This is a genomic window from Rummeliibacillus sp. BSL5 (genome assembly GCF_052928305.1).
In genome coordinates this window covers 1,001,365-1,023,469 of record NZ_JAVGCV010000001.1, presented here as the reverse complement: position 1 = coordinate 1,023,469, position 22,105 = coordinate 1,001,365, and the positions used below count along the sequence as shown (strand labels likewise).

23 protein-coding genes are annotated in these 22,105 nt (G+C 37.8%); 21 read left to right on the top strand and 2 right to left on the bottom strand.

Annotated elements, in window-relative coordinates; genetic code table 11:
- Positions 1 to 31: 31 nt before the first annotated feature.
- Positions 32 to 430 carry a hypothetical protein gene (locus tag RCJ93_RS05265; protein ID WP_150284031.1) on the bottom strand — a complete coding sequence of 133 codons (399 nt, stop codon included), beginning with the start codon at positions 428 to 430 and terminating at the stop codon, positions 32 to 34.
- Positions 431 to 629: 199 nt separating this feature from the next.
- On the opposite strand from RCJ93_RS05265, the gene hemW reads away from it, so the two are divergent.
- The 18 genes from hemW to RCJ93_RS05175 all read left to right on the top strand — a co-directional run bounded on the left by hemW (position 630) and on the right by RCJ93_RS05175 (position 17,898).
- Positions 630 to 1,763, top strand: coding sequence for a radical SAM family heme chaperone HemW (gene hemW, locus RCJ93_RS05260; protein ID WP_446738563.1), 1,134 nt, complete (start codon positions 630 to 632; stop codon positions 1,761 to 1,763).
- A gap of 99 nt (positions 1,764 to 1,862) precedes the next feature.
- A complete protein-coding gene (gene hrcA, locus RCJ93_RS05255) occupies positions 1,863 to 2,882 on the top strand; it encodes a heat-inducible transcriptional repressor HrcA (RefSeq protein ID WP_147193844.1) in 1,020 nt (339 codons plus the stop codon).
- A gap of 28 nt (positions 2,883 to 2,910) precedes the next feature.
- The gene (grpE, locus tag RCJ93_RS05250) at positions 2,911 to 3,519 is read left to right on the top strand and encodes a nucleotide exchange factor GrpE (protein WP_446738562.1); all 609 of its coding nucleotides are present in this window, start codon (positions 2,911 to 2,913) and stop codon (positions 3,517 to 3,519) included.
- Positions 3,520 to 3,555: 36 nt separating this feature from the next.
- On the top strand, positions 3,556 to 5,385 hold the full coding sequence (gene dnaK, locus RCJ93_RS05245) for a molecular chaperone DnaK (protein ID WP_150284034.1): 1,830 nt from the start codon (positions 3,556 to 3,558) through the stop codon (positions 5,383 to 5,385).
- Between the two features lie 270 nt (positions 5,386 to 5,655).
- The gene (gene dnaJ / locus RCJ93_RS05240) at positions 5,656 to 6,789 is read left to right on the top strand and encodes a molecular chaperone DnaJ (protein WP_066786293.1); all 1,134 of its coding nucleotides are present in this window, start codon (positions 5,656 to 5,658) and stop codon (positions 6,787 to 6,789) included.
- Positions 6,790 to 6,808: 19 nt separating this feature from the next.
- On the top strand, positions 6,809 to 7,747 hold the full coding sequence (gene prmA, locus RCJ93_RS05235; RefSeq protein ID WP_147193838.1) for a 50S ribosomal protein L11 methyltransferase: 939 nt from the start codon (positions 6,809 to 6,811) through the stop codon (positions 7,745 to 7,747).
- A 17-nt stretch (positions 7,748 to 7,764) separates the two neighbouring features.
- The gene (locus RCJ93_RS05230) at positions 7,765 to 8,502 is read left to right on the top strand and encodes a 16S rRNA (uracil(1498)-N(3))-methyltransferase (protein WP_446738561.1); all 738 of its coding nucleotides are present in this window, start codon (positions 7,765 to 7,767) and stop codon (positions 8,500 to 8,502) included.
- A gap of 15 nt (positions 8,503 to 8,517) precedes the next feature.
- Positions 8,518 to 9,852: a tRNA (N(6)-L-threonylcarbamoyladenosine(37)-C(2))-methylthiotransferase MtaB gene (gene mtaB / locus RCJ93_RS05225; RefSeq protein WP_446738560.1), complete on the top strand. Its 1,335-nt coding sequence runs from the start codon at positions 8,518 to 8,520 to the stop codon at positions 9,850 to 9,852.
- A gap of 81 nt (positions 9,853 to 9,933) precedes the next feature.
- Positions 9,934 to 10,773, top strand: a complete 840-nt coding sequence (locus RCJ93_RS05220) for an N-acetylmuramoyl-L-alanine amidase family protein (protein WP_446738559.1) — start codon at positions 9,934 to 9,936, stop codon at positions 10,771 to 10,773.
- A gap of 234 nt (positions 10,774 to 11,007) precedes the next feature.
- On the top strand, positions 11,008 to 11,811 hold the full coding sequence (locus tag RCJ93_RS05215; protein WP_446738558.1) for an SDR family NAD(P)-dependent oxidoreductase: 804 nt from the start codon (positions 11,008 to 11,010) through the stop codon (positions 11,809 to 11,811).
- Between the two features lie 148 nt (positions 11,812 to 11,959).
- Positions 11,960 to 12,628 carry a deoxyribose-phosphate aldolase gene (deoC, locus tag RCJ93_RS05210; protein WP_147193830.1) on the top strand — a complete coding sequence of 223 codons (669 nt, stop codon included), beginning with the start codon at positions 11,960 to 11,962 and terminating at the stop codon, positions 12,626 to 12,628.
- A 118-nt stretch (positions 12,629 to 12,746) separates the two neighbouring features.
- Positions 12,747 to 12,920, top strand: a complete 174-nt coding sequence (gene rpsU, locus RCJ93_RS05205; RefSeq protein WP_004227078.1) for a 30S ribosomal protein S21 — start codon at positions 12,747 to 12,749, stop codon at positions 12,918 to 12,920.
- A 365-nt stretch (positions 12,921 to 13,285) separates the two neighbouring features.
- Positions 13,286 to 14,026 carry an NfeD family protein gene (locus RCJ93_RS05200; RefSeq protein WP_446738557.1) on the top strand — a complete coding sequence of 247 codons (741 nt, stop codon included), beginning with the start codon at positions 13,286 to 13,288 and terminating at the stop codon, positions 14,024 to 14,026.
- Between the two features lie 10 nt (positions 14,027 to 14,036).
- Positions 14,037 to 15,041, top strand: coding sequence for a flotillin-like protein FloA (floA, locus tag RCJ93_RS05195; RefSeq protein WP_147193827.1), 1,005 nt, complete (start codon positions 14,037 to 14,039; stop codon positions 15,039 to 15,041).
- A gap of 23 nt (positions 15,042 to 15,064) precedes the next feature.
- On the top strand, positions 15,065 to 15,526 hold the full coding sequence (locus tag RCJ93_RS05190) for a hypothetical protein (RefSeq protein ID WP_446738556.1): 462 nt from the start codon (positions 15,065 to 15,067) through the stop codon (positions 15,524 to 15,526).
- Between the two features lie 50 nt (positions 15,527 to 15,576).
- A complete protein-coding gene (locus RCJ93_RS05185) occupies positions 15,577 to 15,816 on the top strand; it encodes a hypothetical protein (protein WP_066786320.1) in 240 nt (79 codons plus the stop codon).
- 5 nt (positions 15,817 to 15,821) lie between these two features.
- Positions 15,822 to 16,988, top strand: coding sequence for a sporulation protein YqfD (locus RCJ93_RS05180; RefSeq protein ID WP_446738555.1), 1,167 nt, complete (start codon positions 15,822 to 15,824; stop codon positions 16,986 to 16,988).
- Positions 16,942 to 17,898 (top strand): PhoH family protein, encoded by a 957-nt coding sequence (locus RCJ93_RS05175; protein ID WP_066786326.1) that lies wholly within the window; start codon positions 16,942 to 16,944, stop codon positions 17,896 to 17,898. Before RCJ93_RS05180 ends, RCJ93_RS05175 begins: the two co-directional genes overlap by 47 nt.
- Before the next feature lie 41 nt (positions 17,899 to 17,939).
- On the opposite strand, the gene RCJ93_RS05170 is transcribed toward RCJ93_RS05175, so the two are convergent.
- Entirely contained in the window at positions 17,940 to 18,581 is a 642-nt protein-coding gene (locus RCJ93_RS05170) for a GDSL-type esterase/lipase family protein (RefSeq protein WP_190323382.1), read from the bottom strand.
- 545 nt (positions 18,582 to 19,126) lie between these two features.
- Between RCJ93_RS05170 and RCJ93_RS05165 the strand changes: the two genes are divergently transcribed.
- From RCJ93_RS05165 to RCJ93_RS05155, 3 genes are read left to right on the top strand one after another with little or no spacing between them, the layout of a single operon-like run.
- Positions 19,127 to 21,241, top strand: a complete 2,115-nt coding sequence (locus tag RCJ93_RS05165) for an HD family phosphohydrolase (RefSeq protein WP_446738554.1) — start codon at positions 19,127 to 19,129, stop codon at positions 21,239 to 21,241.
- Positions 21,242 to 21,257: 16 nt separating this feature from the next.
- Positions 21,258 to 21,746 carry an rRNA maturation RNase YbeY gene (ybeY, locus tag RCJ93_RS05160; RefSeq protein WP_446738553.1) on the top strand — a complete coding sequence of 163 codons (489 nt, stop codon included), beginning with the start codon at positions 21,258 to 21,260 and terminating at the stop codon, positions 21,744 to 21,746.
- Positions 21,733 to 22,089 (top strand): diacylglycerol kinase family protein, encoded by a 357-nt coding sequence (locus tag RCJ93_RS05155; protein WP_150284046.1) that lies wholly within the window; start codon positions 21,733 to 21,735, stop codon positions 22,087 to 22,089. The genes ybeY and RCJ93_RS05155 overlap by 14 nt, the downstream gene beginning before the upstream one ends.
- Positions 22,090 to 22,105: the final 16 nt, after the last annotated feature.

Below are 22,105 nucleotides of genomic sequence, written 5' to 3'. Positions count from 1 at the left end.
ACGGACAGCTAGATTCCATCCGCCTTTTATATTAATCTAAATCACGTTCTGTCGAATACTCGTTGCCATCCAAATCACTAATGACACGTTTGCCGACTTTCTTTAATTTTAATTCTAATCCATTAGATCCGGTAATCGTATACGTGTTGCCAGCTGTTTTAATTTTTATATTGTTGTAATGATTTTCGCTACTTTTTTCATTAGTATTTTTTTGAGGATTAGTAGAGGGTTTAATATTGTTCAAAGTGGGATTTGTAATAATCGTTAAGTTATCCTTATTAAAAATAAGTTGGTTGGCTTCTTCGGTTTGTCCACTAAATACGGTGTTTTCCAAATCACTTTTCTTTGCAATATATTCTCCCGTATCTGTGTTGCTTGCACAACCAGCTAAAACGGAAATTGACAATAAAGCAATCAAAAATCTTTTCATTATACACTCATCCCCTTTATTGTTTATACAAATTATAGGAAAATTAAAATAATTTTACAAGTTATAATCTAAATAAAACTTTTTATATCAACGCGTCTGATTTTCATTAACAGTAAAAATAAACTAAACTATATGACAGGATTAAAAGATGTTAGTTAAGAAGCAGTTTAGAATTTTCAAAAGGAAGAAGGTTTTCAGATTGGCTAGAGGTATTTATATTCATATTCCGTTTTGCCATCAGATCTGCAACTATTGTGATTTCAACAAGGTATTTTTTAAAAACCAGCCAGTCGATGAATATATAGAAGCATTGGGTGAAGAAATGCGCATGTGGGCAAGCGACTATAAGGATCACAAAATTGAAACAGTTTTCTTAGGGGGAGGCACACCAACCGCACTTTCATCTGAGCAACTTCAACGTTTATTGTCATTAATTCGCATGTATATACCAATGGAACATGTCACAGAATTTACTTCAGAGGCTAACCCGGATGAATTGACGGAAGAAAAACTGCGTGTTTTATACAATGGGGGCGTTAATCGGCTTAGCATGGGTGTTCAAGCATTCCAAGAGGAGCTTTTGAGAAACTTAGGGCGTACTCATTCCAATGAACATGTATTTGAAACGATCAAGAATGCCAGAAAGATTGGTTTTGAAAATATCAGCATTGATTTAATGTATGGTTTGCCTGGACAAACGATGGAACAATGGAAAGAAACATTAGCATATGCTTTCTCTTTAAACCTCACTCATTTTTCAGCATATTCATTAATCGTAGAACCAAAAACAATATTTTATAATTTGATGGTCAAAAGAAAGCTTAGTCTTCCAGGTGAAGATTTAGAAGCAGAAATGTATGATGTGTTGATGGAGGAGATGAAAAAACACGGATACCATCAATATGAAATTAGTAATTTTAGCAAACCTGGCTACCCTTCTATCCATAATCAAATATACTGGGACAACGATGAGTATGCTGGATTTGGGGCAGGAGCTCATGGGTATATGAATGGTGTACGTTATTCTAATATTGGTCCGTTAAAGAAATATATGGAAGCTATTTCTCGAGGCGAAAAGCCTATTCAACAGACACATGTTGAAACAAAGCAAGAGAAAATAGAAGAAGAACTCTTTCTTGGTCTTCGCAAAACAGCCGGTGTCAGCAAAAAGCATTTCTACGAAAAATATCAATGTACTATTGAAAATGTTTATGAAGAACAACTGAAAGATTTGCTTGAAAAAGGGCTTATTGAAGATGATGGCGACTTTGTCAAACTCACTCGAAAAGGGCGTTTTGTAGGTAATGAAGTATTTCAGCAATTTTTATTGTAGGGTTAGGCATTTCCGTTGACATCATTCTTGAGAGGTGTTAAATTAATAATTGTATTAGCACTCCTCCTTATTGAGTGCTAACAATGTGAGGTGATGATCATGCTAACGAATCGACAGCTGCAAATTCTGCAAGTAATCATAGATGATTTCATTGCGACCGCACAGCCTGTAGGATCTCGCCAAATTGCGAAAAAAGAAGGTATAGGTTTTAGCGCCGCTACCATACGGAATGAAATGGCTGATTTAGAAGAGCTTGGTTACTTAGAGAAAACCCATACTTCTTCTGGTCGGGTTCCTTCCGAAAAGGGTTACAGGTTTTATGTGGATCATATGTTAAAACCTCAAATTATTACAAATCAAGATATCATAACTATTCAATCCTTATTTCAAGATCGGATGATGGAAACCGAGCAAGTAATTCGCAAATCCGCTGATATTTTATCAGAATTGACCACCTACACGTCGATTATTTTGGGACCGGATGTTCAGCTTCATAAAGTAAGGCGATTTTCAATCGTACCGATTTCAGTGGGATCTGCCGTAGCCATTATCGTAACAGATCATGGTCATGTAGAAAATCGATTAATATCCATACCGGAAAACTATTCGCTATCGGATATTGAAAAAGTCGTTAATATATTAAATGAACGGCTTGTTGGAGTTCCACTGGAGCAGATTCACAAAAAGCTGGAAGAAGAGGCAACGGCTGTTATTGCGCAGCATATTGGCTCATATGATGGATTGCTTACGTCAATTTTCGACCTCAATAAGTACCACGGTGAAGGTAAAATATACTACGGTGGCAAAACGAATATGCTGAAGCAACCTGAATTCCATGACTTAAATAAAGTTCGAATGCTGATGGAGCTAATGGAAAAAACAAGTCAAATACAGACTATTTTCCCTCATCATCAATCAGGCATTCAAATCCGAATAGGCTCTGAAAACCATCATATAGCAATGGAGGATTGCAGCGTCATCACAGCAACCTACACTATAGGTGAAGAGCAAAAAGGATCAATCGCGATCATCGGTCCTACTCGCATGGATTATAGGCGAGTAGTTTCTATATTAGATTTAATGAGCAGTGGTCTTAGTCGATTTATCGAACGCCACTAGCATGGCCGGTAGAAGAGGAGGATATTAATTGTCTAAATCAGAAGAAGAAAAAGAACAGTTCGCTGCAAATGAAGAGACAGCTAAAGAAAATGCAGCACCAAAAACTGATGAAAACGTAGAAGCTGTACCGGAAGAAAAAACGGAAGCAGCTAGAAACGATGAAACTGATGAAAAGGTAGAAGAACAAGTAGACGAGCTAGCGCTACTAGAAGAAAAGCTGGCTAAAGAAGAAGAGCGTTACCTTCGTTTGCGTGCAGACTTTGATAACCTAAAACGCCGCACGCAACTTGAACGCGTGGCACAAGAGAAGTATCGTGCTCAAAGTCTGCTGACAGACTTATTGCCAGCACTAGATAACTTCGAGCGCGCTATGCAAGCTGAAGCGACAACGGAAGAGGCAGTATCGATGAAACAAGGAATTGAAATGATTTATCGTTCTCTTGTTGAAGCGACTAAGAAAGAAGGTCTTGAGCCGATTGAATCGCTTGGCGCTGAATTTGATCCCAACATACACCATGCAGTGATGCAAGAACATGACGAGTCAAAAGACCCGGGTATTGTTTTGCAAGAGCTGCAAAAAGGGTATATGCTGAAAGACAGAGTGCTTCGACCAGCAATGGTAAAAGTAAACGAGTAGTCGGATTAAGTAATGAATCACTAGGAGGAATTTTTAATGAGCAAAATTATCGGTATTGACTTAGGAACAACAAACTCATGCGTCGCTGTACTTGAAGGCGGCGAACCAGTTGTAATCGCTAATAAAGAAGGAGCGCGCACAACTCCATCTGTTGTGGCATTCAAAAACGGTGAACGCCAAGTAGGTGAAGTAGCAAAACGCCAATCTATTACTAACCCAAACACAATTAGTTCAATTAAACGCCATATGGGTACAGACTACAAAGTAACAATTGAAGATAAACAATATACACCGCAAGAAGTATCTGCCATGATTCTTACACACTTAAAAGAGTATGCAGAAGACTATCTAGGTGAAAAAGTATCAAAAGCGGTAATTACAGTACCTGCTTACTTCAACGATGCAGAACGCCAAGCTACTAAAGATGCTGGTAAGATTGCTGGTTTAGAAGTAGAACGTATTATCAATGAACCTACAGCAGCTGCACTTGCATATGGTTTAGAAAAAATGGACCAAGACCAAAAAGTTTTAGTATTTGACCTTGGTGGCGGTACGTTTGATGTTTCTATTCTTGAATTAGGCGATGGTGTTTTTGAAGTACTAGCAACAGCTGGGGACAACCGTCTTGGTGGCGATGATTTTGACCAAAAAATTATTGATTATTTAGTAGCGGAATTCAAAAAAGAAAACGGCGTAGATCTATCTCAAGATAAAATGGCTATGCAACGCTTAAAAGATGCTGCAGAAAAAGCGAAAAAAGAACTTTCTGGTGTGACTTCAGCACAAATTTCATTACCTTTCATCACTGCAGGCGAAGCTGGCCCATTACACTTAGAAGTAACTCTTTCTCGTGCTAAATTCAATGAATTAACAGCTGATTTAGTTGAACGTACAATGGTACCAACACGCCAAGCATTGAAAGATGCTGGATTATCTGCTTCAGAAATCGATCAAGTAATTCTTGTGGGTGGTTCTACTCGTATTCCTGCTGTACAAGAAGCAGTAAAAAATGCAACAGGTAAAGAACCTCATAAAGGCGTTAACCCTGATGAAGTTGTAGCTATGGGTGCAGCTGTACAAGGCGGCGTATTAACTGGTGATGTGAAAGATGTTGTTCTTCTTGATGTTACTCCTTTATCACTAGGTATTGAAACAATGGGTGGCGTATTCACTAAATTAATCGACCGTAATACAACAATTCCAACATCTAAATCTCAAGTTTTCTCAACAGCTGCAGACAATCAACCAGCTGTAGATATTCATGTGCTTCAAGGTGAACGCTCAATGGCAGCAGACAACAAAACACTTGGCCGCTTCCAATTGACTGATATTCCGCCAGCACCACGTGGTATCCCTCAAATCGAAGTAACTTTCGATATTGATAAAAACGGTATCGTGAATGTTAAAGCGAAAGATCTAGGCACACAAAAAGAACAAAAAATCACAATTCAATCAGATTCTGGTCTATCAGAAGAAGATATCGAGCGCATGGTTAAAGAAGCTGAAGCAAATTCAGAAGCTGACAAAAAGCGCAAAGAAGAAGCAGATCTTAAAAATGAAGCAGATCAACTAGTATTCCAAGTTGATAAAACAATTACTGACTTAGGCGATCAAATTACAGATGAAGAAAAAACTTCTGTAACAGAAGCAAAACAAGAATTGCAAAATGCGCTTGAAGCTGGTGAAACAGAAAACATCAAAAAAGCGAAAGAAAAACTTGAAGGCGTTCTACAACCTCTTGTAATGAAAGTTTATCAACAAGCAGCTGAAGCGCAACAAGCACAAGCTGGCGCTGAAGGAGAAGGCAAAAAAGACGATGGTGTCGTTGATGCTGACTTCACTGAAGTAGAAGACGATAAAAAATAATTGTGCAAAATCTATATAAAATCAGAACTTACGCAATGTACCTTTTATCAGAGTATTAAAAAGGAAGACAATGCTCTTGGTTGTAATCCGGTACTATAGTAATAGTTCGTTTATGTAGAATAAAAAGATAATCAAAAGCCAAAGACCGCTCTCGGGCTTTGGCTTTTTTAAATGAGAGCTGAAATACACCTTTTCAATAAAAGTGTGTTTTTGCCATTTTATAAATACATGATACAATAATATTTATGTTAAAAGAGCGGAGTGTGAAAGATGGAAAAACGCGATTATTATGACGTCTTAGGAATTAGCAAAACGGCTTCTCAAGACGAAATAAAAAAAGCATACCGTAAGTTATCAAAACAATATCATCCTGACATCAACAAAGAGGAAGGCGCAGATGAAAAGTTCAAAGAAATCGCTGAAGCATATGAAGTATTAAGCGATGAACAAAAAAGAGCGCGTTATGACCAATTTGGCCATCAAGATCCTAACCAAGGCTTTGGCGGATTTGGCGGCGGATTTTCAGGTGCTGAAGGTTTCGGTGGCTTTGAAGATATTTTCAGTACCTTCTTTGGTGGTGGCGGCCGTAGCAGAAGAGATCCGAATGCACCGCAAAAAGGCGATGATTTGCAATATCGCATGACTATTAGCTTTGAGGAAGCAGTATTCGGGAAAGAAAAAGAAATTGAAATTCCTCGTGAGGAAACATGTGAAACATGCCATGGTAACGGTGCAAAACCGGGCACATCCAAAGAAACATGCTCACACTGTAATGGTTCTGGGCAAATTTCAGAAACAGTCAATACACCGTTCGGTCAAATGACAAATCGCCGTACCTGTGGCTATTGCGAAGGAACTGGCCAAATCATTAAAGAAAAATGTCCAACATGCCATGGTGCAGGAACAGTTAAAAAACGTAGAAAAATCAAAGTCAATATACCAGCAGGTGTAGACGATGGTCAACAATTACGCATAAGCGGCCAAGGAGAGGCTGGAAAAAATGGTGGCCCTTCAGGTGACTTATATATTGTTTTCCATGTACGTGCACACGAAAAATTTGAGCGTGATGGCGACGATATTTATTTGAAATTGCCAATCACCTTCCCTCAAGCAGCACTTGGCGACGAAATTGAAGTGCCAACAATCAATGGCAAAGTAAAAATGAAAATCCCTGCAGGCACTCAATCAGGCGACCACTTCCGCTTAAAAGGAAAAGGTGTTAAAAACGTGCATGGCTATGGCAATGGTGATCAACACGTCATCGTTCAAATCAAAACACCAAGTAAACTAACTGAGAAGCAAAAGGAACTACTTCGAGAGTTCGCAAATATTTCTGGAGATATCCCAGAAGAACAAAGCAGTTCATTAATTGATAAATTGAAGAAAAAATTTAAAGGCGAATAATTAGAGGAGTGATTTGCAAGTGAAATGGTCGGAAATTTCGATTCATACTGCCAATGAAGCAGTAGAACCTATTTCAAATATATTATATGAAGCTGGGGCAAGCGGTATAGTTATTGAAGATTCTCAAGAGCTAGCAAAAACAAGAGAAAATGTATACGGAGAAATTTACGATTTAGACCCGTCAGACTTTCCGGTAGATGGAGTTGTCGTGAAAGCATATTTGCCTGTTACCAGTTTTTTAGCAGAAACAGTAGAAGAGATCAAGCTTGCAATCACAAATCTCCATCAATTTGATATAAATATTGGAGCTAATGAAGTTACCACGAGTGAAGTACAAGAAGAAGATTGGGCAACTGCATGGAAGCAATACTATCATCCTGTTAAAATATCAAATCGCTTCACCATCGTTCCATCATGGGAAGAATATAAGCCAGTTGAGAGTGATGAATTAATCATCGAGTTAGACCCTGGCATGGCATTTGGTACAGGAACACATCCGACAACCGTTCTTAGTTTGCAGGCGTTAGAAAAGTATATTAAGCCAAGTTCTACAGTCATTGATGTCGGCACAGGCTCAGGCGTCTTGGCAATTGGCGCGGCGCTATTAGGAGTGAAAAGCGTTCATGCCTTAGACTTGGATGAAGTAGCAGTTCGCTCTGCGAAAGAAAATGTTGTTTTGAACAAAGTTGAAAATAGTATTAATGTGGTACAAGGAAATCTTCTAGACACAGTAAAAGAACCAGCAGACTTAGTTGTTGCAAATATTTTGGCAGAAATCATCATGACATTTACGAATGACGCTTATTCTATTGTGAAACCAGGTGGATACTTTATCACTTCTGGGATCATTGAAGGGAAAAAAGAAGACGTAAAAAAATCACTGCTTGATGCTGGCTTTGACATCGAAGAAGTGATGATGATGGAAGACTGGGTTACAATTATTTGTCGTAAATCCTAATAGGTTGGAGTGGTATAATGCAAAGGTATTTTATAGAGCAACCCTTTAATGATGAAATAGCCACGATTCGAGAGGACGATGCGCATCACATTATCAATGTGATGCGCATGCGTGTTGCTGATGAGCTAATCGCTGTACATAATGGAGAAGCATTCGTCTGCAAGATAACAAAGATAGATAATGGTTCGGTCGAAGTGCAAAAAACAGGCGAAGTGCGTCCGAACACAGAGTTACCAATCCATGTAACGATTGCATGTGGATTGCCTAAGGGAGATAAGCTTGAACTTATCGTACAAAAATCAACAGAACTTGGTATGTACGATTTTATCCCATTTGAAGCAGAACGTTCCATTGTAAAATGGGATGCGAAAAAAGGGAAAAAGAAACAAGAACGACTTCAAAAAATCGCAAAAGAAGCAGCAGAGCAATCACATCGAACGCATATTCCAACAATTCATGAACAGTATAGCTTTAAACAGCTATTGCAAGTTGTAGGAGATTATGATGTTGTATTTCTTGCAGATGAAGAAGATGCTAAAGAAACTTCGCGAACGCGATTTGCCGAAAGATTAAAAAAGGTGTATGATTATGAATCAATGCTTGTGATTTTCGGTCCTGAAGGTGGGATTGATAGATCTGAAGCCCAAGCACTACAACAATTAGGATGTCAGAGTATCTCGCTCGGACCTAGAATATTAAGAGCAGAGACAGCGCCACTATACGTTTTATCTGCTATATCATATGAATTTGAATGAAAGAGGTGAGCAGCCTTGTCATCAGTGGCTTTTCACACACTTGGTTGTAAAGTGAATCACTATGAAACAGAAGCTATTTGGCAACTGTTTAAAGATGAAGGCTATGAACGAAAAGATTTTGATCATCAATCGGACGTATATGTAATCAATACATGTACTGTAACGAATACAGGCGATAAAAAAAGTCGCCAAGTGATTCGCCGGGCGATTCGTCAAAACCCAGACGCAGTCATCTGTGTAACTGGTTGTTATGCTCAAACATCTCCTGCTGAAATTATGGCTATTCCAGGAGTAGATATTGTCGTAGGTACACAGGATCGTATGAATTTGCTTGCTTATATCGAACAATACAAAAAAGAGCGTCAACCTATCAATGCTGTAAAAAACATTATGAAAAACCGTGTTTATGAAGAGTTGGACGTGCCTTACTTTACAGATCGTACGCGAGCATCTTTAAAAATTCAAGAAGGATGTAACAACTTCTGTACATTTTGTATTATACCTTGGGCACGTGGGCTGATGCGTTCTCGTGATCCGCAAGAAGTTGTTCGTCAAGCGCAACAATTAGTGGATGCAGGCTATTTAGAAATTGTCTTAACAGGAATTCATACAGGCGGTTATGGTCAGGACCTTAAAGATTACAATTTAGCGCAGTTGCTTCGTGATCTTGAAGCAAATGTGAAAGGGTTAAAACGTTTGCGAATTAGCTCAATTGAAGCTAGCCAGTTGACTGACGAAGTAATCGAAGTGTTAAGAGATTCTAAAATTGTCGTCAACCATCTTCACATCCCAATCCAATCAGGATCAGATACTGTATTAAAACGCATGCGCCGCAAATATACAATGGAATTCTTCGGTGAGCGCCTTGATCGCTTGCGTGAAGTTTTACCTGACTTAGCTATTACATCAGATGTTATTGTTGGATTCCCAGGCGAGACAGAAGAGGAATTTATGGAAACATACAATTTCATTGCTAAACATAAATTTGCAGAATTGCATATCTTCCCTTACTCAAAACGGACAGGAACACCTGCTGCACGTATGGAAGATCAGATTGATGAAGAAATCAAAAATGAACGTGTTCACCGCTTACTGACATTAAATGATCAGTTGGCAAAAGAATACGCCTCTAGATTTGAAGACCAAGTCCTTGAAGTCATCCCGGAAGAAGTGGTTCAAGAAGGCGAAGATACTGGGCTTCTTACGGGCTATACAGCAAACTACATGAAAGTAGTTTTCGAAGGTAGTGAGGACATGATTGGTAAGTTAGTGAAAGTTAAAATTGAAAAAGCCTACTACCCGCATTCTTATGCACAATTTGTGCGTGTAATGGATACGGTAGAAGTATAAAGAAAATAACAGAAAGCCTAGCGAGACGAATGCTAGGCTTTTTGTTATAGTTAGGAGTAACACAAGAATTGAGGCGATTGAATGAAAAAATTAGCACTATCCTTAATCATCTTGGCATTTATTATTTCTGGCATTACATTACTTGTAAATTATAAAACCAACGAAGGTTTAGTAAACACCCAACAAACTCACCAAAAAAACCAAAAAAATGTGGCTGAAGAAAACCCCCAAAATCACATGAAATCACAGGAAAAGAAAAAGACAAAAGCTCCACACAAGAGAAAGAAAAAACAATTGGTCATTACGATTGACCCCGGACATCAATTGAAAGCGAATGTTGGACAAGAGCCAGATGCTCCACATTCTTTACAAACCAAATATAAAGCAACAGTAGGATCTATTGGTATTACAACAAAAAGACCAGAGTATGCTGTTACATTAGAGGCTGCAAAAAAACTATCTGTACAACTAAAGAAAAAGGGATTTAAAACGATTTTGACAAGGCATACGAATGATGTGGATTTATCCAATGTAGAACGAACCAAACAAGCGAACAAGAATAAATCATTTTTGTATATTAGAATTCATGCTGATGGAGCTGAAAATCCAAATGCTTCTGGCTTTTCTGTGATTGCGCCGGCAAAGAATGAACATACAGCTTCTTTCTATAAAGATAGCAAGAGGGCAGCAGAGGATATTTTAAAACAAGTCTCTCACAGGACGGATATTTACCAAAATGGCATAAGCTACCGTGGTGATCAAGCCGGTTTTAATTGGTCAAAAGTACCAGTGGTGTTAGTTGAATTAGGTTTTTTAACTAACCCTAATGACGAAAAAAGACTGTTAGACAGCGATAAACTTGATAAGTTAACAGTCGATATTGCTAAAGGTGTTGAAGTTTACTCAAAACGAAAAAAATAATTATCTATTACCGAACAAATTAATTTGAAATCTAATATTTAAGTGTTAAAATATATTAGTAGAAATAATTAAGTCTATATCACATTACCAACCCTATAATGGCACACACTACCTTTCATAAAGAGTAGTTAACTATGGATTATTAGCTTTGGAATGTCGATTGAAACTACTGATCAGCGAGGATAAAGGTCCCACTGATGAATAGGTTTCATTTTAATTTGGGAGGTTTTTTAAATGGGACGTGTAGAAGGTAAAGTAGCATTAGTGACAGGCGGTGCATCAGGTATTGGTTTATCATCAGCTCAATTGCTTGCAAAAGAAGGAGCAAAAGTAGTTATTGGTGATTTTAATATAGAAGGTGCCAAAAAAGAAGCTGAAGCATTGCAACAACAAGGTTTTGAAGCAACAGCAATCTTTTTAGATGCTGGAAACGCAGATTCTATTAAAGAAGCAGTAGAATTCACAGTCAACACTTATGGTACCATCAATACTTTATTTAACAACGTAGGCCTAACTAATCTACGTAAAGATTTAGATGTTGTGAATATGGATTTAGATGAATGGGATCGTTTGATGAACGTTAACTTAAAATCTGTATTGCTTGGTTCTCGATTTGCTATTCCGTATATGCAAAAAGCGGGCGGCGGTTCAATTATCAATACAACATCTATGGCTGCCTTTGCATCTGATGCGGTACGTTCAGCATATGGTGCATCAAAAGCAGCTGTAGCTCAATTAACAAAATATATTGCTACTCAATACGGCAAAGATAAAATCCGTTGTAATGCAGTGGCACCGGGATTAATTTTAACTCCTGCTGCTAAGAACAATATGCCACAAGGTATGTTAGATATTTTCTCTAAATATAATGCTTTACCTTATCATGGTGAACCAAATGATATTGGCTATACTGTCGTATTCCTTGCATCAGATGAGTCAAAATTCATGACAGGACAAGTATTGCAAGTTGAAGGCGGTCACTATATCGCAAACCCATCTATTGCAGATGTTCAAGCTTGGACAGAACAACAAAAATAAGAATAAAAAAATCCATATGCCGAGCATATGGATTTTTTTATTCTACTTTGGGTAAGTGGTTTTAGTTCTTCTTTTTTATGGATAAACTATATTAAGTCATGGTAGACTTTAGAGGTACGTACAACTTTATTTAAAGGAGAATTTCCAAATGGCTAAAAATTATGCATCATATATCGACCACACATTATTAAAACCCGAAGCAACAGAGGAACAAATCAAAAAGATCTGTGCAGAAGCAAGAGAATATAACTTTGCATCTGTTTGCATCAATCCTTCTTGGGTTAGTCTAGCAGCCGAAGAATTAAAGGGTGCTGACTCTAAGGTGTGTACAGTAATTGGATTTCCTCTAGGGGCTTCAACATCAGCAACGAAAGCATTTGAAACAAAAGATGCCATCGCTAATGGTGCTGACGAAATTGATATGGTCATTAATATAGGTGCTTTAAAGAGCGAACAATATGATGTAGTAGAAAAAGATATAAAAGCTGTTGTTGATGCAGCAGACGGTGTGTTAGTGAAAGTTATTATTGAAACTTGCCTACTATCTACAGAAGAAAAAATCAAAGCATGTGAACTTTCAATCGCAGCTGGTGCTGACTTCGTAAAAACTTCTACTGGTTTTTCAACAGGAGGTGCGACGGTTGAGGATGTTGCATTAATGCGTAAAACAGTTGGAGAACATACAGGTGTAAAAGCATCTGGCGGCGTGCGAAGCCTAGAAGATTTAGAAGCAATGATAGAAGCAGGAGCTACAAGAATCGGTGCAAGCTCTGGCGTCCAAATCATGAAGGGCAACCGTGCAAAAACTGACTATTAATTGAAGCAATAGTATTGACCAAAACCTATTAATAAGTTATACTTTTTTAGTACACAATGATATGACGTATGATTTTATTATTGTGTTTTGACGTGTGTTCGGAGGGAGGGAAAGAGAGATGTCAAAAACTGTCGTTAGAAAAAACGAATCGCTTGAAGATGCTCTTCGCCGCTTCAAACGTACTGTTTCTAAAAGTGGTACAATTCAAGAGGTAAGAAAACGCGAATTCTATGAAAAACCTAGCGTAAAACGCAAAAAGAAATCAGAAGCTGCACGTAAACGTAAGTGGTAATTTAAATTCCTAGACAATCCCTACGTTCTAAACACGCACTATCATGATTTATAAACTCGCAAATGAACTAAGCTGAGAAGTCTTACTAGATTTCTCAGCTTATTTTTTTGAAAGGAAGCAATAAAATTACTCAAAGGAACTAGATATTACTTTGGCCAGATGTGAGATTTTCAGTTTTTAATCTACAAACTCTTAAAATATTAGACAAATAAGACATGTTTAATAACTGCGTAATATAATACACAAGCTTAAATTATGCTACATATCGACCAATTTTAAATGAAAATAAAATGAAACTTCTAGCACTTTCAAACGTAAGTTAGAGTATAAGCTTGTGCGAATAGGAGGGATCACATACATAACTAATGAAAAAGATCATCATTATATTTATTTGTACGCTATCTGCCGCATTTATTGCGGAAACTAGCTTTGCAGCCCAAGTCTCTGCTGCTTCTTTACCAGGCTGGCAACTTTTTATGACCCATCCCATAACGGTAACAGTATTGCTGTCGCTCGCCAGTTTCGGCCTTGTATTGCAGCTGTTTTCACCGCATTTTGGTTTTGGAGGAATACTCAGCATCCTTGCATTGTTGATATTCTATGTCGTTCATTTTATTGCAGGCTTTGCATCTTGGCTTGGTATTATAATGCTTCTAATTGGTGTTGGGCTTGTTTTATTGGAATTTTTACTGCCAGGCGGCATAGTCGGCATTATTGGTTTTGCGGCAATCATTGTCAGCTTGATAAGTTCAGGCGCAAATACAACGCATATGGCTTATGCAGTCTTGATTGCTCTTATTATAGCAGTCGTAGGAATGGTGATTATGATGAAATTTTTCGGCAAAAAACTAAATTTGTTGAACAAAATGGTGTTAAAAGATTCAACTGATACAGAACATGGTTATGTATCTAATCTGAATCGCACTGATTTACTTGGAAAAGTGGCCGTTACCGCTACGCCACTCCGTCCCTCTGGCACTGCCATGTTGGGGGATGAAAGAATCGACGTGGTAACGGAAGGCGGCTACATTGAAGCGCATAGAAATGTAATCATTATTAAAGTAGAAGGCGTCCGTATTGTTGTACGGGAGTCTGAAAACGTATAGGAGGATTAGAATGGCCATTACAGGTAGTTTTATCTTTACAATTATCGGCATTGTTGTTGTCTTTTTGGCTTTAATTATTTTATTTACTTTTGTACCAGTGGCTCTATGGATTTCAGCCCTTGCAGCTGGTGTTAAGGTAAGCATTTTCACATTAATTGGTATGAGGCTACGCCGGGTTATTCCTTCTCGTATTGTCAACCCGCTCATTAAAGCCCACAAAGCAGGACTTCCTGTTACCATCAATCAATTGGAAAGCCACTATTTAGCAGGTGGTAATGTAGATCGTGTTGTAAATGCATTAATCGCAGCGCATCGAGCGAATATCTCACTTACCTTTGAGCGTTGTGCAGCTATTGATCTAGCGGGCCGTGATGTTTTAGAAGCTGTTCAAATGTCTGTAAATCCAAAAGTTATTGAAACGCCATTTATTGCAGGGGTTGCAATGAATGGGATTGAAGTAAAGGCAAAAGCTCGTATTACAGTACGAGCAAATATTGAACGTCTAGTCGGTGGTGCGGGTGAAGAAACAATTGTAGCTCGTGTTGGCGAAGGGATTGTTAGTACTATCGGTAGTTCAACAAGTCATACAGAAGTTTTAGAAAACCCTGACTCCATTTCTCAAACGGTATTATCAAAAGGCTTAGATTCAGGTACTGCGTTTGAAATCTTATCTATTGATATCGCGGATGTAGATGTAGGCAAAAATATTGGGGCAGAACTTCAAATCGAGCAAGCCCAAGCGGATAAGAATATTGCACAAGCGAAAGCGGAAGAACGTCGTGCTATGGCTGTTGCATCCGAACAAGAAATGATTGCGAAAGTACAAGAAATGAAAGCAAAAGTAGTAGAAGCAGAAGCGGAAGTGCCGATGGCAATGGCAGAGGCGCTTAGAACTGGTAACATCGGTATTATGGATTACATGAATTATAAAAACATCCAAGCTGATACAGGGATGCGTGATTCAATTGGCAAAATGAATCAACAACATGACGGTGGTTCATCTACTGAAAGCTAAGCCTTTGAAAGGAAGCGTTTTGAATGGAAGCACTAATATTCTTGATTATTACATCACTGGTGGGTTACCTTTTCAAAAATAAAGATGATGAAGCTTCAAAAACAACGCCTCCAATCAATCGAAAAATAAAGCGTGTTGATCAGTCTACACCGAATCGGACGCTTCAAAAAGCAGAAGAATATACACGTAGAGCGATTGGCGAGCTTGAAGGCAAGATGCCTAGGACTATGCAAAAGCGTGGGGCAGAGACGGTTGAAAAGGCATTGCCAAAAGCTCAGGAATGGATTGAAAGGCAATCGGTAGGAAGAACGCAAAATCCTATTTTTGAAAAGTACAAACAAACCTCAACTGTACCTGTTGAAATGAAGAAAACAGTGGACAAGAAAAGCGAATCAACTGGTTTTAAATTTCCTCAAAGTACAAATGAAATGGCAAATGCCATCATCATGGCTGAAATTTTAGGCCCACCAAAATCTAAAAGATAACACATGACCTCCTCTCTTCTAGCATATGCTAAAAAGAGAGGAGGTTTTTTATGTCGAAAAGGCTATTGCAAATAGTGCCGCTGATCGAAATCGAAAACTTCCAGGGAATTCGAATCAGAGGGGATATATTGCTAGAAGCTATTCATGATCATCAAATGGTATTCATTCATGAAAATTTTAAGATAAAGATAGAAGCTGATTCATTTCATGTCAATCTTCTCCGAGATGAATTATTGGCGCTTGATATGAGCAATGTAAAAAAAATTGAGCTTACCAGAATTGAGGATTAGGGATAATGAAAAAAAGCAGAGATTATCGTATGATAGAAATTTGCATAAAACGCACAAAGAAAGTAGAAGCTTTCTTAAATGCTCTAACTAAAAATAATATTATACTTAGAAATTTACGTCTTTCTGAAGAAGAAGTCCGATTTGAAACCATTCGGAAGCATCTAAAAACGATTCGAAGATTGCGTTACCAATACGGTGTTACTTTTCACATTGAGTCTTTAGATGATAATCAAATTTTAAGGAAAGAATGGACTGTATTTGCAGGCATTTTGATTTTGCTCTTCATACCATTTTTCTTTTCACAATGGATTTGGCAGGTGTCCATCGACAATGCGACACCTGAGCAAGAAGATGAGTTAACTGAAACATTGCATGATTTAAACTTAGACGGCCCCATTATGAAAAAAGACAAACCAGACGATTCAGTGATTCGGCAATATATTCTATCAAAACATCGCGACCTTTCATGGGTTCATATCCATCGGAAAGGCAGCAAAATGAGTTTTGAGCCATTAAATGCTCCAGCTGTAGATCAAGAAGAAGAAAAGAATTCAATGAAAGGTGAATTATATGCTAATAAAAGTGGCGTAATTACACACTTTAATCTACAAAGGGGAGAGCGTGTAGTCGATGAAAATGATGCAGTAAAAAAAGGAGACCTTTTAGTAACTGGTATTTTAAAACAAGGTGAAAAAGCAATTTATTATGGTGCAGATGGAGAAGTGTATGCGGATTATTGGATTGAGTCAACATTTACTATGCCCAAGAAAATCACATATGGAACAATGGGTGAAAAAACGTATCATTTTAGATGGGCAAATGAAAAGAAGAGCCCAAATGAATGGAAGGTCGTAAAATTACCAAAATGGCTATCTTCAATAGGTGAAGTGTCTATTGAGCAAGAACAGATTGACAAAAAAGTAACACTTGATAAGAATGCGGTAGAAGATATGATTGTTCCCTTGCTACATCAAAAATATCTACGGGACTTGCCGCCGAAAACAGTCATCAAAAAAGAAAAACTTTTGAATGTTACCATTGATAATGATACAGTAAAAGGGAAAGTTTTATTTTTAATAAATGAGAATATTGCGGTAAAAAGTGCGATAACCAAGGAGATTGAGAATGACAGAACAACAACCGATCCAACTCAAAATGCAAGATCCGAATGAGGCAGTCATGCTACTTGGCATATCGGATGCCAATTTGAAATTAATCGAAGAAGCTTTCCAAATCCAAATGATCACCCGTGGTGACAGTATTGTCATTGTCGGTGATGAAGAAAATAAACAACAAGCAAGCGAGTTAGTTGAACAATTGCTGAAAGTGATCCGTAAAGGTATAAATATCAATCAACGTGATGTAGTCTCAGCTCTTGAAATGTCCAAAAGTGGTACAATGGAGTACTTTTCTGAGCTATATGATGAGGCGATTGGCCGCAATACAAAAGGAAAGATTATCCGTGCTAAAACCATCGGCCAGCGAGAATATATCCAAGCGATTCGCCATAAGGATTTAGTTTTTTGTATAGGGCCTGCTGGTACAGGTAAAACATATTTAGCTGTCGTTATGGCAACACAAGCTTTAAAAAATGGGCATGTAAAACGTATTATCCTAACAAGACCAGCAGTTGAGGCCGGTGAAAGTTTAGGCTTCTTGCCAGGTGATTTGAAAGAAAAAGTAGATCCTTATTTAAGACCGCTCTATGATGCATTGCATGATGTTCTAGGAGCTGAGCAAACTGCTCGTATGATTGAACGTGGCACAATTGAAATTGCTCCACTTGCCTATATGCGAGGAAGAACGCTGGATGATGCGTTTGTTATCTTAGACGAAGCACAAAATACAACAGAAGCACAGATGAAGATGTTTCTTACCCGTCTGGGTTTTGGTTCCAAAATGGTTATTACAGGAGACGAGACACAAATTGATTTACCTAAAGGGGCAAAATCCGGTCTCATCAGCGCTGAAAAAACATTGCGCTATGTAAAAGATCTTGAAATTAAGTTTCTAGAGCAAGCTGATGTAGTGAGACATCCACTCGTTGCAAAGATTATCCAAGCATATGAACAACAAAAATAAGAAAGAGTAGCGAATCTCTCGCTACTCTTTTTTTCTGGAATTCAATACTCTAAAGGTGCATAGCCAAGCTTAGAAAAAGTTAAAGCCATTTGATGATAGCCCTCTTGGTTAGGATGAACTCCATCTTTTGATAAGAGCGCCTTTTCCTTACCGCTAAAGACATGATAGACATCTGCGACTTTGATATTCTTTTGTTTTGCGAATCTTGAAATGGCGATGTTAAATGTTTTAATTGCTTCATCCGCCACTGGTATATGAGGAAACGGGTTATATAAGTTCATTAATCTCAGGATAGATGGATTTTCTTTATCTATTATCTGAATCTTTTTAATGATTTTAGAGTAGTTCTCTTGAGATTGTTGCATCGCATGAATCACACTTTTTTTGTCATTATGCCGTAGAAGATTTTTAGCTGCATTAATTAAATCATTTCCACCTGCTGTGATCGTGATTATGTTAGCGCACTTAATAGCTCTTCTAACAGTTGGGGAATCCAGCATATTTAATATATCTCCTGTTGTTGCGCCAGACTTTCCGAATTTGTGAAGATAAATACGCTTTTCCAATGTATGCTCACTCAGTTTTCTATAAAACTCTGGGAATCCTGAATTGAGGAAAGGGATGCCGATTCCAGCAGTAAGGGAATCACCTATTGCAATATATTGTAAAGAGTTGTAACTCATCATACACCTCGATGCTTTTCTTATTTTTATATCTTATGACTTTTTTGACACAAATGTGCCTAAAGGGTAATTAGTCAATTTAAAGAGCGCTGAAATTCTATCTGAAGGCAAATAGGAGAGTGTTTATATGTAATTATCATTGTCATGTATTTCAATTGATATAAAAAAGCAAGAATCATAAAAATGTCCACCAGGAAAAGATAATGTGATTAAAAATTAAAAATAGGGATTTTTGAATTTCAGTAACTGGTTTAGCATAATGTAAGCACTAATGTTAGTGATATGAAAACGGGAATTGAAAGAGCATAAAACAAGAAATATCAAGAATGGTGAATCCATCATTCTTTTTTATTTTATAATGAATATTGGAGTGATTATAAAAAGCAACGCACAACCAATAAGAGAGCTCATTAAGATGGAAGAAACTCTATTTAATTTAAATGGAAATTTATTTAATTTTTTTAATATATTATCCTTTATCTCCAAAATAAAGCTGGAAAATATTTGCCTAATTGGTATAGTAATATTAGATGGGAGGCGCTTTAATGAGTAATTTTATTCGGACATTAAACAGATATATACGTTTTCCTATACTTTTAGCGATTCTGTTAATAGTAGCTGGCATTCTTCAATTTGCTTTGACAGTTAATGATATAAAGGGAGAGCATTATGATCTAAAGTTATTTCAGCTATCACCTGAAACAATACGATCTGCCAAAACGGTAGAGGATACCGAAAAGACAGAAGCAGATCGAGAAAGAATTGCAGCTGAAGTAAACCCTGTCTATACCTTTTCAACAGAAATAGGGAAGAATCAAGTAACACTGTTGAAAACTACCTTTGATTACATAATAGAAGCAAAGCAAAAGGTTGAAAAAGTAACAAAAAAATCTAAAAAAGAGGATCAAATTAATAAATTAAGAGCAAAACTAGATAAAATTGATCAAAGTGGGCCAAGTGTAAGGTTGACTGAACAAGAAATTGTCACATTGCTTGCACAGGATGAAGATGGTTTAAAGAATACGCAAGATGCCTTAGTTTCAATTGTTAGCAAGCAAATGGCAGAACCGATTAGGGAAGAACAACTGACTGATGCGAAGGCAAGTGTGGAGCGATCTGTTAGAGGAAGCTTTTCAATACCTGATGCTGTTCGTACGATCGCCATTACACTCGCAAGGTCGTCGATAGTTGCGAATGATAAAAGAGATGGAAGGTTGACCAAAGAACGTATTGAGCAAGCGAAGGCAAATGTAGATCCAACGCGCATACTACAAGGGCAGATTATTGTACAGGAAGGCCAATTAATTGACCGTGAAGTCTATCATCAATTAGAAATTACAGGCATGCTGATTAATCAAAAATCTCCAAAACCAATTCTAGGATTAGCATTATTCGTTCTATTGCAAATGGCTTTCTTTTATATTGCTTTATATCATGAGAGAGATGATAAGGAAACTAAAACGCGCCATGCTATGATTACAATGATTATTTATTTGGCGTCTATCATCGTAATGAAACTGTTAAACCTAATTTCTAGCGAGTTTGATGTAATCGTAGGCTTTTTATTCCCGGCTACTATTTTGCCTATGATGTTCCGTATCCTAATTAATGAGCGTATTGCTATATTAGCAACAATTATGTCGGCAGCTGTGGCAGGAATTATATTTCAAAAAGGCTATTCTTCTGTACTGCAAATGGAAGTTTCGCTTTACATTATTTTTAGCGGTTTGGCGAGTATTTACTTTATGCGTAATGTAAGAAAAAGGTCAAGCGTAATGACAACAAGCTTGGGAGTCGCATGTGTGAATATTGCATTTATCGCATTTTATCTGCTTTTATCGCAGTCGAATTATGGACCGAAAGAACTGTTGTTTTATCTAAGTGCCGCCATTGTTTCAGCAATCGTATCTGGCGCTTTAATGCTTGGTTTATTGCCATTCGTCGAATCAGCTTTTGGTATGCTGTCAACTTATAGGCTAGTGGAGCTTTCCAATCCAAACCATCCATTGCTCAAGAAAATTTTAGTAGAAACACCAGGCACATATCATCACAGTGTAATGGTTGCAAATTTAGCTGATGCTGCCTGTGAAGAAGTGGGGGCGAATGGCCTTTTAGCACGTGTCGGATGCTATTATCATGACATTGGTAAAACAAGAAGGCCAGGCTTTTTTGTTGAAAACCAGATGGGCAGTAATCCGCATGATAACTTGCCTGCAGTAACAAGTAAAGATATTATTATCGCCCATGTAGAAGATGGTGTTAAAATATTAGAAAAGCATAAAATGCCAAAAGAAATTGTCGACATTGCAAGACAACATCATGGGACAAGCTTAGTGAAGTTCTTCTATTATAAGGAGAAGAAAGAAAACCCTGATGTGAATGAAGCGGACTATCGTTATGCAGGACCGAAGCCACAAACGAAAGAAATTGCTATAATAAGCGTAGCAGATAGTGTAGAGGCAGCAGTACGTTCGATGAAAAATCCAACTGCTGATGCTATTCAACAGCTGATCCACAGCATTATCCAAGACAAATTACAAGACGGCCAGTTTGATGAATGTGATATTTCCCTTCGTGAGTTGCAACGAATTGAACATGTATTTTGTGAAACATTAAAGGGGATCTTCCACTCGAGAATTGAATACCCGAAGCCAGAATAAGATGAGGAGATAACATATGAGCTTGAACATCGACTTTTTAGATGAAACAGAAAACGTGAAAGAAAAAGATATTGAATTGGTTGAAAAACTATTGCAGCACGCTGCAAAGATTTTAAAGATTGAGGATGAGGCTGAATTATCAGTAACATTTGTTACTAATGAAGCGATCCATGAAATTAATCGCACCTATCGTCAAAAGGATGCACCGACAGATGTTATTTCATTTGCATTAGAAGAAATAGGCGAGGGCGAAACACCAATTATTGCGGAAGGCATGCCTCGCGTGTTAGGAGATATCATTATTTCAACCGACCGGACAATTGAACAAGCAGAGGAGTATGGACATTCTTTTGAACGTGAACTAGGCTTCCTTGCTGTTCATGGTTTCTTGCACTTGCTTGGTTATGATCATATGGATCCTGAAGATGAGCGCGTAATGTTCGGTAAACAAGATGAGATTTTAAATTCATTCGGTTTGACTCGCGACGAGAATGGACATTCGTAAATTTTTCCGTTCGTTTACATTTGCAGCAGCGGGGGTTAAGCAAGCATGGCGCGAACAGAATTTTCGTTTTGATATATTTGCAGCATTGCTTGCCATTTTTTTAAGTATTGTTACTGGCTTATCTCAGATGGAATGGATTGTCGTTATCCTGTTGATTGCCTTGATGCTTAGCTTAGAAATGATTAATACGGCGATTGAGAATATAGTAGATCTTGCTTCGCCTGATATTCACCCGCTAGCTCGCGCTGCAAAAGATATTGCGGCGGGTGCTGTATTTGTTTTTGCCTGTGCGAGTGTTATAATCGGAATACTCATCTTTTTGCCAAAGTGGATGAATCTATGAATTTGAGGTGTATAAA

Coding starts and splice junctions, on each gene's coding strand:
- RCJ93_RS05165 (WP_446738554.1), top strand. CDS start 19,127: ATGAGTAATTTTATTCGGACATTAAACAGATATATACGTTTTCCTATA.
- RCJ93_RS05175 (WP_066786326.1), top strand. CDS start 16,942: ATGACAGAACAACAACCGATCCAACTCAAAATGCAAGATCCGAATGAG.
- dnaK (WP_150284034.1), top strand. CDS start 3,556: ATGAGCAAAATTATCGGTATTGACTTAGGAACAACAAACTCATGCGTC.
- RCJ93_RS05155 (WP_150284046.1), top strand. CDS start 21,733: ATGGACATTCGTAAATTTTTCCGTTCGTTTACATTTGCAGCAGCGGGG.
- RCJ93_RS05265 (WP_150284031.1), bottom strand. CDS start 430: ATGAAAAGATTTTTGATTGCTTTATTGTCAATTTCCGTTTTAGCTGGT.
- RCJ93_RS05170 (WP_190323382.1), bottom strand. CDS start 18,581: ATGAGTTACAACTCTTTACAATATATTGCAATAGGTGATTCCCTTACT.
- hrcA (WP_147193844.1), top strand. CDS start 1,863: ATGCTAACGAATCGACAGCTGCAAATTCTGCAAGTAATCATAGATGAT.
- RCJ93_RS05185 (WP_066786320.1), top strand. CDS start 15,577: ATGTCGAAAAGGCTATTGCAAATAGTGCCGCTGATCGAAATCGAAAAC.
- RCJ93_RS05190 (WP_446738556.1), top strand. CDS start 15,065: ATGGAAGCACTAATATTCTTGATTATTACATCACTGGTGGGTTACCTT.
- RCJ93_RS05230 (WP_446738561.1), top strand. CDS start 7,765: ATGCAAAGGTATTTTATAGAGCAACCCTTTAATGATGAAATAGCCACG.
- dnaJ (WP_066786293.1), top strand. CDS start 5,656: ATGGAAAAACGCGATTATTATGACGTCTTAGGAATTAGCAAAACGGCT.
- rpsU (WP_004227078.1), top strand. CDS start 12,747: ATGTCAAAAACTGTCGTTAGAAAAAACGAATCGCTTGAAGATGCTCTT.
- RCJ93_RS05200 (WP_446738557.1), top strand. CDS start 13,286: ATGAAAAAGATCATCATTATATTTATTTGTACGCTATCTGCCGCATTT.
- floA (WP_147193827.1), top strand. CDS start 14,037: ATGGCCATTACAGGTAGTTTTATCTTTACAATTATCGGCATTGTTGTT.
- RCJ93_RS05180 (WP_446738555.1), top strand. CDS start 15,822: ATGAAAAAAAGCAGAGATTATCGTATGATAGAAATTTGCATAAAACGC.
- ybeY (WP_446738553.1), top strand. CDS start 21,258: ATGAGCTTGAACATCGACTTTTTAGATGAAACAGAAAACGTGAAAGAA.
- RCJ93_RS05220 (WP_446738559.1), top strand. CDS start 9,934: ATGAAAAAATTAGCACTATCCTTAATCATCTTGGCATTTATTATTTCT.
- RCJ93_RS05215 (WP_446738558.1), top strand. CDS start 11,008: ATGGGACGTGTAGAAGGTAAAGTAGCATTAGTGACAGGCGGTGCATCA.
- deoC (WP_147193830.1), top strand. CDS start 11,960: ATGGCTAAAAATTATGCATCATATATCGACCACACATTATTAAAACCC.